We start from the raw sequence: 13,918 nt of genomic DNA on the forward strand, positions 1-13,918 counted from the left end.
AAAACACTCCGCAGGCTGGGCTTGAAGCAGGAAGTATCCCTTATGGCGATACTCCTGATTTCAAGGCTGCCGGGAGTGTTTTTTTGCTGCTGGGCTTAGCAGTGCGGTTCAGTTCACCGCACTACAAAGCGAACTTAAGATCCGACGCGGCGCAAGCCCTTCGGATAATGATTCTTTACTTGGCCGCCGCTCAGCTTGCCCCATCCGAGCGGCAATCCGTCGATGGAGATAAGCACCCAGCCGTTATCGTCAGCCGGACTGTTCAGCGTCTCTCCGCGGAGGTAGCGGCCGATTTCGGGAGACTCCGCCGGGAAGTCGAGCGTACGCCGCGCGGCCCCCCGCGGCAGAGCCAGAGCTAGCGCATGAGACGGCTCAATGCGCGCTTTTTTCACTTCGGCCAGGTGAAGGCCCGGCCGAAGCACCTTCAGTCCGTTCAGCGAGCTCCGCTCGAACGGACAGCCTTCCGCAGCTAGCAGCCAATACAGCTGCTCGCCGAACAGAACGGCTTCTCCCGGAGGGAGCTCGAAGCCGGGCAATGCTTCCGCGGCGAACGCGCGAAAGAGCTTCATCGCCTCCTCCTCGGGTCTAGGGGAGGAGGCTCTTTTGCCGCCGGCTTTGCCGCGGGGGGTTACGGCGGCGGCAGGAGCGCTAACCGCCGCCGCAGCGTCTCCGTCGCCCTTGCGCAGCAGGGCGACAAAATGCCCCTCACCCGCATGCAGGTGAGGCCAGATGCGTTCGATGCGCAGCAGCTCGAACTCGGGGTAACGGTCGAGCAGAGCGTCGACGGTGCGTTCATTTTCCGCAGTATTGAAGGTACAAGTCGAATACGCAAGCAGTCCGCCCGGCTTCAGCATCGTCACGGCAGCCTGGAGAATATCCCACTGCCTCGCGGCGCACATGGTCACGTGATCCGGCGACCACTCCTCTACCGCATCGGGGTCCTTGCGAAACATGCCTTCGCCGGAGCAAGGGGCGTCGACCATCATTTTATCGAAGAAAGCAGGGAATCTCGCCGCCAACGGGTCCGGGGCCATTTGGGTGACAACTGCGTTCGCTACGCCCATTCGTTCTATATTTTCGGCCAATATTTTGGCCCTTGCCGGATGGATCTCGTTGGTTATCAATAAGCCTTGCCCCTGAAGCTTGGCGGCAATCTGCGTCGACTTGCCTCCAGGCGCGGCGGCCAAATCCAGCACAATATCGCCAGGCTTCGGATCGAGCAGCGCGACGGCGGACATCGCGGAGGGTTCCTGGATGTAGTACAAGCCCGCGGCATGGTAAGGGTGTTTGCCTGGCTTGGCGTTATCGGCATAATAATAGCCGCCTTCACACCATGGGACAGGAGTCAGACCGAATTGCTCCGTCAGCTGTTCAAGTAATCCTTGATTTATCTTGGCAGGGTTTATGCGCAGCCCTTGTGTCCGCGGCAGTTCATAGCTGGCCAGGAAGCGCTCTGCTTCTTCTCCAAGCTGTTCGCGCATTTGCTGTTTAAAAGATTCGGGAAGTGATATCATCTTGAAGTCATTGCTCCTTATATTCCTTGACTTGATGCCGTCGTGTCTGTCAGTTGAAGCAAATACCGGTGAATATGAAGTCTAAGCATCAGACCCTATTATACAAGTTTCTCCTTATGGTGAGAAGTAAAGCACGAGTGACTGCCATGACGGGTACTGTCAGTGCAGTCTAAGAATAACAAAATCCCACTAACCTTCGGCTACCAGCCAAGATCAGTGGGATTTTACTTTTTTCATTTCATTATGGGGAAGGAAGTACGGGTTTAATCCAGTTCATGATTGGAATCGACGCTCGACGACGAGGCCCTTTTCTTATCCCGCCAAAATAATGCCGTCAGCATTCTCTCGATCCATTCCTTGTCCTGCTCCGTGAGTTCAATACCGTCAAAAGTCAATTCATTTTCGCGTATAAACCGGCGTAAATTGACCCTTGGCCGGGAATAGCCCGATTCCCGTTCGGTTTCCGTTTTCTCCAGATATCCGGCGACCTCCATGAGTTCGGAATAGGGGGTGTTCAAGCCCTCGGAGAGCTTCATAAGCACATCAGGGGACGGGACGCCGCGGTTACCGTTTTCAAGTTGGGAGATGTAGGCGGCGGAAACGCCGGAACGGTCGGCCAATTCCCGGATAGTGAAGCCTTTTAATTTGCGCATATCGCGCAGCTGCTCGTAAAAGTTCATTCATGACACCTGCATTTACCAGAAGTAAACAATAGTTTAGCTTTTTAATGATATCAGTAAACATAGGTAATTTCAACGGTCGGCGATACCATAAAATATGGAAGAAGGTACTAAGTTGCAAAAGTAAACAAAAATCATTGCACAAGTAAAACAAAGTAAGTATAATGTTTTTGGGGCAACTGGAAATAAAAGAGAGGAAGACATATCGAATGAAGATTAGAACGAAGACAGATGCATTTGTAAGAGCTCGCATTATCAAAGGAATGTCCCAGAGGGAACTGGCCAAGCAATCGGGACTTAGCCCGTCCTATATCAGCTTGTTGGAGCGTTCGGTCAAAACGGTAGGGCCGGCTACCGCCAAAAAGCTAAGCGAGCTGCTGGAGCAGCCGCTGGATATGCTGTTTGTTATTGAATAGCCGGCATTGCCCGAATATATATCTATTGTGCTGCGGCAAGGCGAAGAATAGTCCCCATGGTCCCGCATCGGTCAAAAGGCGACCACCTTGTTCTTGCCGCTAGTCTTGGCTTTATACATGGCTTCATCCGCCTGCTTGATCAGCTCGTCTGCCGTAATGTTTTTCTTATAGCGGCTGTACCCCATGCTGACGGTAACGATAGTCTCCGCCTCGACCCGGGCCCGTATCCGTTCCGCAAGCTCACTTGTGTCCACCTCGGTATCCGTCACCATCACAACCATTTCCTCCCCGCCGTAACGGCCGCATACCCCAATTTCCTCGGCTTCTTCCTTGACGATTTGAGCAACCTGCTTCAGTACCAGGTCGCCCATATGATGGCCTTTGGTGTCGTTGAGCTTTTTGAAATTATCGATATCGCTGAAAATAATGGAGATGCCCACCCGTTGAGCGATATGCTGTGAGACGCGATTGTAAAAATATTTACGATTGTAGAGTCTCGTCAACCCGTCCGTAATGGAAGAATTGTAAATCGCCTGCATGATTTCAATGATCCTCTCGAAGATAAACAGGAACAGCACGAGATGGAAGGCCATCGGAATCAGCTGCTCAAATTTGTTCAAGATGAACTGTTCATTGTTAAACAGGTACATATTGGCCATATGGATCATATGGGAGCAAAAATACAGCGTCAGCATAACTTGGTATTTGCCGTTCTGCCCGATACGCGGGTTGATTAGCAAAAAGCTGATGAAAATGAGCAGGAACAAGTACAGCTCCATTCCCAAAGGCTGCATCAAACTTACCTGGTCCGTGCTTCCCTGGAGCCAGTCCGGCATATACCAGTAAGTTACCGATACGAAGATAGTTCCGAGCATACATAGGATGAAGACAACCGTATCCTTCCATTTGGTAGGATTATACAATTGATAGATGCCGGTATTGACCAGCAAAAAGGAAAGCACCTTCAGCAATAGAGCAATGAATTTGGCAAGATCGCTCTCGGTTTGCGTAATTTCGAATACGATGAGCTGCCCGTATTGAACCATGAGAATCAGTAAAGACAGCATGAGGGAGAAATAGCCGATCTTCCGGCGGCTGAGCAGCAGACGAACGGAAGCAAGAAGCGTTACAAGCAGAATACTCAAAATAATGGTGCAGGAGAAGACCGTACCCGATGTACCGGTCCACAAGTCAGTCAATTCGTTCATCAAGAATTAAAGCCCTCACATTCGGTAAAAAGATTATAGAATTCATGGAGAGATCGCCAGCATGCGGTTCGCAGACTGTATCGTTTTCATTTTTATCGGTAACCGAAGTGCAGTTTTTGAGAGGTATTGAAGAATCCTCCTGTTCGGTTGGGGCCAGGATTTCGTTAAGCGCTTTAATCTCTTAATTATACTTGATGGAATGAAAGGAAATCTATCAGAACTGTAAAATAGAATCCGGTAATTGGAAAAGGGAAGCACCTGCTCTTTTTGCCGGAACTCTTGTAGTGGATTCTCAATGCTGTTACGATGTAGATAGGGATAGTTCGGAGAGCGCGTCCTTTACACCATGAGCCAATGGTGCCTTTAATGAAATCAATGCAGGACAGTCACGGAGGGCTATCATGAACATTTTACAAGCGTTATTTTTTCCCCCGGAGCAGCCTGGCGGAGTATCTTCTATGGTTCCTTTTATGCTGGATCGTTTCAACAAACGAGGCTGGGAAATGGAATTGTTTTCGCTGCCTAAACGGGTAAGAAGCAAAGGGACGGAGCCGGTACAGTTCTCAACCTTTAACTGGGAGGATTATGCGGGAAATCCGGTCGTCGATAAATACATTCAAACCTATAAAGATTATGTCTGGTGGACGAAGCTGCGGCTTCATAGCCAATATGATATCATCCATGCCCATCATCCTATTGCCGGCCTTGTCATGAAACAGCTGTTTCCGGACACACCGGTTATAATGACCGTTCATTCCAGCTATGAACGTGAGCTGATCCTTAACGGCAAAATCAGCGTGAACAGTCCGGAGCACAGGTTCCTGACCTCGATATACAGGGAATTGGAGGAGCGGGTCGATCAGCTGATCACCGTTTCGAGCGCCTTCAAGCAGTATTTGTCCGACTATGTGCAGGAACCGGAAAAGATCGGCGTCATCCCGAACGGCTTCGACGAAAAGCGATTCCGGCCGGTACCTCATGAAAATAAAATTCCGCAGCTGATTACCGTCTGCCGTCTTGTGCCTGCCAAAGGTCTGGATATTCTTCTCCTCGCTTGTGCCGAGCTGAAGAAGCGGGGCAACCCCTTCGTGCTTCATTTGATCGGGGATGGTCCGATTCGTCAAGAGCTGGAGCAGATGGCTATCGAGCTGAACATTTACGAGGAAATTATTTTTTACGGGTATATGCTGCATCCGGAGGATTTCATGCCTTTCTTCGATGTATTCGTGCTTCCGTCACGTGCCGAAGCGTTCGGCTCTGTGTTTGCCGAGGCGGCTTTATGCGGCCTGGCGCTGGTCGGTACAAATGTAGGCGGCATTCCGGAACAAATCTCACATGGGCAGAATGGGCTGCTTGTTCCGGTCGAGGATGTGCAGGCTCTGGCTAGCGCCTTGGAGAAAGTGATCAGCGATCCGATATATCGCTATAACTTGGGAAGGGTCGCCTGGGATAAGGCGCAAAAGTCCTATTCGATGTCGCGGGTGGTACAGCAGTTGAAAAGCGTGTACCGGTCGTACCGGAAAAGCGAATAAAGCTTGAATTGGATTAGCGAGGTATCTTTTTTGAAATTATAGAATAAAATGATAACTTCCACTGCTTCCCCACAAATCCCAATTTGTGGGGATTTCATTTGGCAAAAGTAACAATTTAAGAAAAGTTTTAACATTCCCCTATTTCTTTTTAAAGAGTTTTCCTTATTCTTGTTCCAGTAGTAAGTCTAATCGCAGGATGTGCGGTTTAAGATTTGACTTGGCACCGGAAGGGCAGGAGAAAACGAAAATGAAGAAATGGGGTTTTTGGCATGCTTGCTTTAGAAACAACGATACCGCAGCGGCATGGATGTTCCTCTCGCCCAGTCTGATCGGCTTTGCGCTGTTTTACCTGATCCCGTTCGCCCAAGGCGTCGGCTACTCTTTCATGGATCGCGCGGTCGGCGGCCGGTTTGCCGGATGGGATAACTACCGCAGCCTGCTAGCGAGTGAATCGTTTCGGAAGGCAGCGTCCAACACGTTTTATTTTACCTCTGTCACGGTTCCGCTCATAGTTGTGCTCTCCCTGGGCTTTGCGCTGCTGCTGAACCAAAACCTGTACCTGCGTAATGCGCTGAGAACCGCTTATGTGCTGCCGTTGGTCGTTCCCATAGCCTCGATTATCGCCGTTTGGCAGATGCTGTTCGATTGGAACGGAACGCTCAACGCCTGGCTAAGCTACTTCGGCCATGAAAGGGTCGATTGGATGAAGACCAATGCGGCGCGCATTGTCGTGATCGCCGTTTATTTGTGGAAAAATATCGGGTACAACATGATTTTGTTTTTGGCGGGATTGCAGCAAATTCCGAAAGATTATTACGAAACCGCCAAGGTGGAGGGCGCAGGCCGGGTGCGGCAGTTCGTTGGTATTACGCTCGTTTATTTAACGCCGACGATGTTTTTTGTCGTCATCATGTCCATTGTCAATTCGTTCAAGGTGTTTCGCGAAACGTATCTGATCGCAGGCGATTACCCGCACGACAGTATCTATATGCTCCAGCACTACATGAACAATACGTTTATGTCGCTGGATATTCAGAAGCTGACGGCGGTGGCGACGATGATGGTCCTATGCATTTTATGGATTGTGCTGGCTTTGTTTGCGGTTGAACGCCGTTTCCGGCAGTTCACCGAATAGCGGGAGGGTAGATGGATTGCGGAGGACTAACTTTTTGCAAAAAGGGGCGCTGACAATTGTCGTGACCATTATTGCGGCGGTGCTGCTGTTTCCGATAGTGATTACTTTCACAAACTCGCTCATGACCGGACGGGAAATCGAAATCAATTACGGACCCATCGGAACAATGAACGAGGCTTCCGGCGGGGAAGCCGGCCGTTTCGCGAATTTGAAGCTGCTGCCCGATCAAGTGTCGCTCAAGCAGTACGGCGAAATTTTGGTGAACAGTCCGAAATATTTGACGATGTTCTGGAACTCGGTATGGATGGTCGTACCGATCATTGCGGGACAGGCATTTGTAGCGGCCCTGGCGGCGTACGCGTTGTCCAAGCTGCAATTTCGCGGCCGGGATCAGCTGTTTCTCGTTTACGTGTTGACGATGCTTATGCCATTCCAGGTGACTCTGGTGCCGAATTACATTATGGCGAATCGACTGGGGCTGCTGAACAGTGTGTCTGCGGTTATATTGCCGGGTATTTTTGCGGCGTTCGGCGTGTTTATGCTCCGGCAGTTCATGCTGCATATTCCGTATTCGTATATCGAAGCGGCCAAAATTGACGGAGCCGGCCATATACGGATTTTCATGACGATCATCGTTCCGATGGTCAAGCCGGGTGCTGCTGCGCTGATCGTATTATTGTTCGTCGATTACTGGAACATGGTGGAGCAGCCGCTTATTTTTCTGGACGATCCGTTCAGGCAGCCGCTGTCGGTCTATTTATCGAAAATCAACGAGGGCGAGCAGGGGGTCGCTTTTGCTGCATCGATGCTGTATATGACTCCGATGGCGCTGCTGTTTTTGTATGCGGAATCTTATTTTATCAAAGGAATTCAGCTGTCCGGTATCAAGGGGTAGCTGCAACGGTTGGGAGGAGCAGGAAGTGGGGACGGAGCAGCATGAGGAGCTTGGACAACGGCGCCGTAAACGAAGCATTCAAATCGTGTTCGGCCTGTTTATCGGGCTGCTTCTATTTTTTACTTTATTCAGCAACACGCTGCAATCTATGGCGCTGCCGAAGGTGAAGACGGAGAAGCCGACCGTCGGCAGCATCGAACACAGGCTGGAAGGAAGCGGCATATTGCAGCCTCTGGCGGAAACGAAGCTGACGAATCCGGCGGGCTGGAAAGTGACGGCCATTGCCGTGAGAGAAGGAGACATCGTGAATAAGGGGCAGCCGCTGGTCGCCTACGACAGCAAAACGGCCGAACGGGAACTGCAGGATGAGCTGGCTCAATTGGAAAAGCAAAAGATCGAGCTGCAAAACGTTCAAGACCAATACATTGCATCGGCAACGGAGGGGGATGCAGCGAAATCCCGGAGAGCGGGGCGCGATATCGAAACTCGCAAGATCGATCTCGGCGTACAGGAGCGCAAAATAAACGAGTTGATGGGTCGTTTGGCGAACTACAAGCAGATTGTGGCGCCGTTCGACGGAATCGTAACGAAAGTGAACGCAGTCGAAGGACTGGCGTCCGCCGGAGTGCCGGATGTCGTCATGACGAATAACAGCCGGGGCTATCTGTTGGAGCTTCCGGTCGATGCGTCGCTGCTGTCGAGCTTGGGGATTGCGATGGAGGAGAAGGTGCAGGTCGAAGTGCGCATGCCGTCCGACCTGCAGCCGAAAATCGTCGAAGGCACCGTTTACGAGATAGCCGATACGGTGCCGCGAACGGACAGCTCATCTGCCGGCAAACAGGCGACGGTTGCACAAAAGACTGTCCGTGTGAAAGTAGCGGACCCCGGGCTGAATGGAGGTGAGCAGGCATTCGTCAAGCTCGCCAAGCCGTCGCATCAGGAGGGGCGAATCGTTTCGAACGAGGCGGTTCATTCAGACCGCGAGGGCAAGTTCGTTTACAAAATCGAAGAGCGGAGGGGCGCTCTGGGCAATGTGTTCATAGTTCGCAAAGCCCGGGTTCAAGCTATGGATTCCAACGACAAGGCAACACGGATCGAATCGAGTGTCGTTCAAGTGCATGATCTTATTATTGTGGAAAGCAGCGAGCCTTTGCAGGAAGGGAATCGGGTCAGACTGGAGTAGAACCGAGTGTGGCGGACGATTTGACTTACTCGGAACAAGCTCAACCAAAGATAAAAGAGGGGAACCATACAATGAAAAAGCAACTATTAATCGGATTTACATGCATGACGCTGGCGGCTGCGACCGGATGCCAAGCCGGAAGCGGAGGGGGGGCGGCGAGCAAGGAGAAGCCAAAGTCGAAGGACGGTAGGACGGTTGTTACATTGTCTTTAATGGGCTCGGACTGGTACTTCGATGAGATGGAGAAGCTATTCGAGCAAAAGCATCCGGACATCGACCTGCAAATACAAGTTTACAAGCAAGGGGAGGCGGAATGGGCCGAAGGGGATTTTGAAAAGTACGTCAAGACGACGAACTCGGCGATTTTATCGGGAGCCGGAGCGGATATTTTCGATTTGAGCAGCTTGCCTGTAAGCAAATATGTCGATAAAAAGATTCTCCTCGATATGAACGGCATGCTGGACAAGTTGAACAAAAGCGATCTGCATATGAACATATTGGATGCATTGAAAATAAACGGCGGGCTGTACACAATACCGACTTCGTTTTATGCAGGCGTTTTTGTCGGGAACGGGGACATGCTGGATAAGACAATCAAGGTGGACGACAAAAGCTGGACCTGGGAGCAGTTTGAGGAAGTATCGCGCAAATTCATGCAGCAATCGAACGGCAAAGGGGACCGCTACGCCTTGGCGAATTATGCGCCGGAGCACTTTTTGAATATATTGGTGGAAAACAACAGCACGGATTTCATCGATCCGGCGACCCGGAAAGCGAAATTCGATTCGCCTCTATTCGTGCAAAATATGAAGCGAATTAAAAAGCTGTACGACGACCGCATTATGACGGCGAATAAAGCCCAAATCGGCAATCAATTGTTTTACTCTACTTATTTGCTCTCGCCGTTGGATGTTGCCGAAACGGCCTACCGGTTTTACCCGAATCCGAAGCTGCTGCAAAGGCCGCATCCGCAAGGCCATAAGGACGGAAGCACATTTCTCGTTCGGAATCAGCTAGGCATCCGGGCCCATTCGGCGGTCAAGGAGGAAGCGCAGCAATTCATCGCTTTCCTGTTGTCGGAGGAGGCGCAATCGTTGCCGAACCGGGAAGGCTTCTCCATGCTCAAATCGGTCAACGACAAGCAGATCGGCGACGTTCAAAAGCAATCGGCCGGCGGATCATATAAGCTTCCGTCCGGAGAATCGGTCAAGACGTCCGAGAAACCGTTCGTCGAGCTTAAGCAGCTTATTAACTCAGCCAATCGATTTGCCAAGACGGACAATAAGGTGCTCGACATCATCACGGAAGAATCCCAATCGTTCTTTAGCGGTCAAAAGACGGCAGAGGATGCGGCGAAGCTGATTCAGAATAGGGCAACTACCTATTTGAACGAATAGCGAATGATCTGGCGCAGGAGCAGGTCCGCGAGTGGTCTTTTTTATGAGATTATAGAATAAAATTATACATTCGGAGCTTCCCCACAAATCCCAATTTGCGGGGAATTCCTTTAAGCCGCAAGCCGAAGAATGAGAACACCGATCAGTGCGCAGGTCAAACCGCCCGCTTCCAGGCGGCTGAACCTTTCTTTCAAAATAAAGCGGGCATATAAAAGAACAAAGACCACATTCATCGCTATGACTACAGACACAAGTCCGGTCACGCCCAGCTTGAACGCAGGCATAACCAGCATCATTCCGGAAATATTGGTGATTCCTACGAACATCCCCCAAAATAACGTCTTGGAGCTGCTCCAGCCTCTATTGGCCGAAGCTGCTGGCGGACTAGACTCGGCCTCTTGATCCTCGGCCGCTGCGGCAACCATAGCTCTTGCAGAGGCCAGCCTGCGCCGGCTCATATACCAGGAGATGCCGAACAGGAGGCTTCCTGTCACATACATCATGAGCAAGGTTGGCAGGGTGGCGGCTCCCAGCATGGTAGCCTTCTTCGAGGACAGGTCGGTAATCCCGAAGGCAATCATCGTGATAATGCCCCACTGGGCACCCTGAAGATTGCGCAGGGATATGTCGTTGGAATATCTGATCATGAGAATCCCGAACACTATGACGAGAAAGGCCATCGATTGCCACAGATTGAGCTTTTCGCCCCATAGCACATAAGCCAATATAACGACCACAACGGGAGGGAGACCCGTAAACATCGCGATTAGCGAAGCTTTCCCTACAGCAAAGCCCCGATACATAGAGGCGTTGGAAATAAAGGAGAACAGCCCCATCCATACGCCTACCCAGCAGCCCTCGGACCATGGCTGGCCTGCAAATAGATTGATAACCGCCGCAATGACCGTTCCGGATAAATAAACGCCTAGCAGGAGCAGATTGCGGTCAATCGGCCGCTGCGACGTCCATTGATATAAGATGCCCCGCAAACCGAAACATATGGCCGAGGCTGCCGCAAATAGAAACCACATCGTTTTATTAAACCCCTCGCTGTCTGTTTTCTCGCAAAAGGAAAGCCTCCCCCGCACTTAGGAGAGAGGAGGGGCTTTCCTATCGACACCATATAAACAACCGCAGAAAGCGGCCGCTTATCCATCAAAATTGCTTTACTCCTCATAGATCATTTTGACCGTCATCCCGCCGTCGATAACGAGGTTTTGGCCGGTGACAAAGCCGGCCTGATCTCCTGCAAGATAGAGGCAGGCCGCTGCGATATCGTGCGGAGTACCCACGCGCCCGACAGGGTGCTGCAGACGGTCGCGCTCGCTATGTACCGGCTTTTCACGCTTCGATGCCTTCTGCCAATCGCGGGTTTCAATCCACCCCGGACTGATGGCATTCACGCGAATGCCGTAGCCTCCCAAGCTTACCGCCATGGCATGAGTAAGAGCAAGCAAGCCGCCCTTGGAGGCGGAGTAAGCCTCCGTATCTGCTTCGGACATCAGCGCACGGGTAGAGGCCATATTAATGATCACGCCGCTGCGCTGCCGCTTCATGATAGCAGCCGCATGCCGGGAACATACAAAGGCTCCCCGCAGATTGACGCCGATAACTTCGTCGAAATAGGCTACAGGAAGCTCAAGCATGGAGCCGTTGCGGCTGATGCCCGCATTGTTCACTAGTACATCCAAGCGCCCCAGCTCTGAAGTCGTCACGTTCATCCATTTGGAGATTTCGTCTTCCTTGGCGACGTTCACGCACATAAAGAGGGATTTGCCCCCTGCCTCGCGAATCTCTCGAACAACCTCCAAGCCCGCCTCCTTATCCGTGTCGGCGATCGATACCTCGTAGCCCGCTTTGGCAAAAGCGAGCGACACCGCTTTCCCGATCCCTTGGGCACCGCCCGTAACAGCAGCAACCTTATTCATTGAGGAGCCTCCTTATTTAGAAACTCATTGCTTTTTTTACAGTATATAAATACTATAGTATATAGGATTAAGAACGGAGGCGCAATGGATGGAACCCGGACAACGAACCGACCGCGAAATTACATATCATGTAGGCTGGAAGCGGGGGAAAATTACGCAGAATCACGGCACCCATCCTTCGGAAAGCGTAGCGGAAGAGCATGCCCTCGTTGATAGCAGGCTAAAATTATCGGGGTTGCTAGGATGGAATATGCGGTATATGTGGAAAAAGGCGGGGACCGTTCATGAACGAACGCTGCTGATCGTGCTGCCGGTTATTCCGGTGCTTATGTTTGCCCTGTCGTTATGGCTGGTGTACCGGCTAGCCATTCATCCCTACTGATGAGAACGTCTATTGAAGCTCCTTTCATAGATGTGCTTTACCAAAGAATGCTTCAGGAGAAACCGAACAAGAAGCTTCAATAGGAGGATACCGAAATTGAAAATGACATTAGCCATATTAGGCGGAGCCGTCGGCTTGATTGTAACGGCTTCGGCTATTATGCTGATTTGGTTCGTTTATCAGCTGAGAAGCAGCAAGGAGCAGGGGAGCTCCCAGAGCCCGCAGAAGACGGGAGCGGCCTCCTTCCTTCTTCAGTGGACTTTTTTTGATTACGCCTTAGTTGGCGTCTTTGCCATAGGCAGCTTGTTTTTATTCACCGACGTAGTGGCTGTCATCCGGGATGCGGACAGCTACCCGCTCTACCACTACGGGTACTTGTTATGCGGCTTTGTATTCACGCTATTCGGCATGCTGTTCATGGTTGCCAGGCTGGCGGTGGTGCTGTCGTTAGTTCGTACTGGCGGGCCTGCTCCTGCGCCAGATCATCATAGTCATCCAGGCCATGCTGATCATCCCGAATAGCGGATACAAGGTCGACAGGAGAGCTTTAAAGCCGAGCTGGCTGATCAAGTAGCTTAGCAGCAGAACAATCCAGAGAATCCAGTTCCTAGACAGCCGGGTTCGCTGCTCCAGCTGCAGGGTAAGGCCGTAGACATCGGCAATAAACGTTGTGAAGATTTCCCCGTAAATGACAAAGACGAACATCAGCTGTATGGTCGGTCCGACCTTCCGGATCAATTGTCCCATAGGAATTTCGAATTGCGAGATGCCGGGCATCTGAGCGGACAGAGCATAGTGGCCGGCCAGCAGCATCATGCCAATAGCGACTCCTCCCCAAATGCCGCCCCAGAATAGTACGGATCGATCCCGGATTTGTGCGCCGAGCGGGACAAGCACCCCTTGAGCCATGCTGAGATTAAATGCGGCGTACAGGAAGGGGGCGAACCAGATTCTCTCCAGCGGGTAATCGGAAGTCAGATGGAGCCAATTGCCTGAACCGGGCAAGTCCCAGGAATACCAGACGATAAGCATGCTGAAGCTCAGCATTAACGGAACGACGACGGAATTGACGGCGACGATGGCTTGCATCCCTTTGCTCAATACGGCATACGCGAGCAGCAGCGTAACCAACAGACCGGATTGATAAGGCAGATGAAATTGCTCCTCGAAGACGGAGCCGGCTCCTGCCAGCATCACGGTCGTGACGCCGAACAGGGTGACCAGAGTAAACAGACTCACCCATCCTCCTACTCGGGGACCGAAGAGAAGCTTATTCAAATCCTCATAGGAATGCGCTTTAACCTCGTGCGCAATAAACATTAATTTAATTCCGAGCCAGACAAACAGTATGCTGGCGATTCCGATCGTCAGAGTTGCCATCCACCCGTACCTTGTAAAAAAAGTGAGGATTTCTTGTCCGGTAGCAAACCCGGCTCCTACAACGGTGCCGACATAGGTGAAGCAAACTTGCATAATGCTGCCGAATTTTCTCATCATGACAGGTCCACCTTTCATGCGGCTTGTTCCATAATAGTACAAGGTATGAACCGTGGGACGAACACATGACATGAACTTGGGAAAATGCCAGGTTTCTGTTAAAATAGGATAGGCCTCATTTTACCGTTTATATAATTTTTTTGCAGGAGCG

14 protein-coding genes are annotated in these 13,918 nt (G+C 51.3%); 8 read left to right on the top strand and 6 right to left on the bottom strand.

The window, feature by feature from the left end:
* Positions 1-134: 134 nt before the first annotated feature.
* Positions 135-1,514 carry an RsmF rRNA methyltransferase first C-terminal domain-containing protein gene (locus ABEA66_RS24045; RefSeq protein ID WP_345591471.1) on the bottom strand — a complete coding sequence of 460 codons (1,380 nt, stop codon included), beginning with the start codon at positions 1,512-1,514 and terminating at the stop codon, positions 135-137.
* A 263-nt stretch (positions 1,515-1,777) separates the two neighbouring features.
* Entirely contained in the window at positions 1,778-2,194 is a 417-nt protein-coding gene (locus ABEA66_RS24050; protein WP_079908655.1) for a helix-turn-helix domain-containing protein, read from the bottom strand.
* 209 nt (positions 2,195-2,403) lie between these two features.
* Here ABEA66_RS24050 and ABEA66_RS24055 point away from each other — a divergent pair, with 209 nt between their 5' ends.
* A complete protein-coding gene (locus tag ABEA66_RS24055) occupies positions 2,404-2,610 on the top strand; it encodes a helix-turn-helix domain-containing protein (protein WP_079908656.1) in 207 nt (68 codons plus the stop codon).
* Between the two features lie 71 nt (positions 2,611-2,681).
* Here the strand turns inward: ABEA66_RS24055 and ABEA66_RS24060 are convergent, their stop codons facing one another.
* Positions 2,682-3,818 (bottom strand): GGDEF domain-containing protein, encoded by a 1,137-nt coding sequence (locus ABEA66_RS24060; protein ID WP_079908657.1) that lies wholly within the window; start codon positions 3,816-3,818, stop codon positions 2,682-2,684.
* 401 nt (positions 3,819-4,219) lie between these two features.
* Here ABEA66_RS24060 and ABEA66_RS24065 point away from each other — a divergent pair, with 401 nt between their 5' ends.
* The 5 genes from ABEA66_RS24065 to ABEA66_RS24085 all read left to right on the top strand — a co-directional run bounded on the left by ABEA66_RS24065 (position 4,220) and on the right by ABEA66_RS24085 (position 9,960).
* Entirely contained in the window at positions 4,220-5,350 is a 1,131-nt protein-coding gene (locus tag ABEA66_RS24065) for a glycosyltransferase family 4 protein (RefSeq protein WP_345591475.1), read from the top strand.
* Between the two features lie 247 nt (positions 5,351-5,597).
* Positions 5,598-6,485 carry a carbohydrate ABC transporter permease gene (locus ABEA66_RS24070; protein WP_079908659.1) on the top strand — a complete coding sequence of 296 codons (888 nt, stop codon included), beginning with the start codon at positions 5,598-5,600 and terminating at the stop codon, positions 6,483-6,485.
* A gap of 16 nt (positions 6,486-6,501) precedes the next feature.
* On the top strand, positions 6,502-7,380 hold the full coding sequence (locus tag ABEA66_RS24075; protein WP_079908660.1) for a carbohydrate ABC transporter permease: 879 nt from the start codon (positions 6,502-6,504) through the stop codon (positions 7,378-7,380).
* 25 nt (positions 7,381-7,405) lie between these two features.
* Entirely contained in the window at positions 7,406-8,563 is a 1,158-nt protein-coding gene (locus tag ABEA66_RS24080; protein ID WP_345591477.1) for an efflux RND transporter periplasmic adaptor subunit, read from the top strand.
* Positions 8,564-8,634: 71 nt separating this feature from the next.
* On the top strand, positions 8,635-9,960 hold the full coding sequence (locus ABEA66_RS24085) for an ABC transporter substrate-binding protein (protein ID WP_345591479.1): 1,326 nt from the start codon (positions 8,635-8,637) through the stop codon (positions 9,958-9,960).
* A 110-nt stretch (positions 9,961-10,070) separates the two neighbouring features.
* Here ABEA66_RS24085 and ABEA66_RS24090 read toward each other — a convergent pair whose 3' ends face one another.
* Positions 10,071-10,991 (bottom strand): EamA family transporter, encoded by a 921-nt coding sequence (locus ABEA66_RS24090; protein ID WP_345591481.1) that lies wholly within the window; start codon positions 10,989-10,991, stop codon positions 10,071-10,073.
* Positions 10,992-11,126: 135 nt separating this feature from the next.
* Positions 11,127-11,888: a glucose 1-dehydrogenase gene (locus tag ABEA66_RS24095; protein ID WP_345591483.1), complete on the bottom strand. Its 762-nt coding sequence runs from the start codon at positions 11,886-11,888 to the stop codon at positions 11,127-11,129.
* A gap of 88 nt (positions 11,889-11,976) precedes the next feature.
* Between ABEA66_RS24095 and ABEA66_RS24100 the strand changes: the two genes are divergently transcribed.
* A complete protein-coding gene (locus tag ABEA66_RS24100) occupies positions 11,977-12,270 on the top strand; it encodes a hypothetical protein (RefSeq protein ID WP_079908665.1) in 294 nt (97 codons plus the stop codon).
* 96 nt (positions 12,271-12,366) lie between these two features.
* A complete protein-coding gene (locus ABEA66_RS24105) occupies positions 12,367-12,792 on the top strand; it encodes a hypothetical protein (RefSeq protein ID WP_079908666.1) in 426 nt (141 codons plus the stop codon).
* On the opposite strand, the gene ABEA66_RS24110 is transcribed toward ABEA66_RS24105, so the two are convergent.
* The gene (locus tag ABEA66_RS24110; RefSeq protein ID WP_079908972.1) at positions 12,718-13,764 is read right to left on the bottom strand and encodes a YkvI family membrane protein; all 1,047 of its coding nucleotides are present in this window, start codon (positions 13,762-13,764) and stop codon (positions 12,718-12,720) included. The genes ABEA66_RS24105 and ABEA66_RS24110 overlap by 75 nt on opposite strands.
* Positions 13,765-13,918: the final 154 nt, after the last annotated feature.

It is taken from the genome of Paenibacillus vulneris, assembly GCF_039543185.1.
In the GTDB taxonomy this organism is placed as follows: Bacteria; Bacillota; Bacilli; order Paenibacillales; family NBRC-103111; genus Paenibacillus_S; species Paenibacillus_S vulneris.

What these genes read in the sequence shown, in the direction of transcription:
- ABEA66_RS24045 (WP_345591471.1), bottom strand. Translation starts at nt 1,514, where the DNA reads ATGATATCACTTCCCGAATCTTTTAAACAGCAAATGCGCGAACAGCTT.
- ABEA66_RS24050 (WP_079908655.1), bottom strand. Translation starts at nt 2,194, where the DNA reads ATGAACTTTTACGAGCAGCTGCGCGATATGCGCAAATTAAAAGGCTTC.
- ABEA66_RS24055 (WP_079908656.1), top strand. Translation starts at nt 2,404, where the DNA reads ATGAAGATTAGAACGAAGACAGATGCATTTGTAAGAGCTCGCATTATC.
- ABEA66_RS24060 (WP_079908657.1), bottom strand. Translation starts at nt 3,818, where the DNA reads ATGAACGAATTGACTGACTTGTGGACCGGTACATCGGGTACGGTCTTC.
- ABEA66_RS24065 (WP_345591475.1), top strand. Translation starts at nt 4,220, where the DNA reads ATGAACATTTTACAAGCGTTATTTTTTCCCCCGGAGCAGCCTGGCGGA.
- ABEA66_RS24070 (WP_079908659.1), top strand. Translation starts at nt 5,598, where the DNA reads ATGAAGAAATGGGGTTTTTGGCATGCTTGCTTTAGAAACAACGATACC.
- ABEA66_RS24085 (WP_345591479.1), top strand. Translation starts at nt 8,635, where the DNA reads ATGAAAAAGCAACTATTAATCGGATTTACATGCATGACGCTGGCGGCT.
- ABEA66_RS24090 (WP_345591481.1), bottom strand. Translation starts at nt 10,991, where the DNA reads ATGTGGTTTCTATTTGCGGCAGCCTCGGCCATATGTTTCGGTTTGCGG.
- ABEA66_RS24095 (WP_345591483.1), bottom strand. Translation starts at nt 11,888, where the DNA reads ATGAATAAGGTTGCTGCTGTTACGGGCGGTGCCCAAGGGATCGGGAAA.
- ABEA66_RS24100 (WP_079908665.1), top strand. Translation starts at nt 11,977, where the DNA reads ATGGAACCCGGACAACGAACCGACCGCGAAATTACATATCATGTAGGC.
- ABEA66_RS24110 (WP_079908972.1), bottom strand. Translation starts at nt 13,764, where the DNA reads ATGAGAAAATTCGGCAGCATTATGCAAGTTTGCTTCACCTATGTCGGC.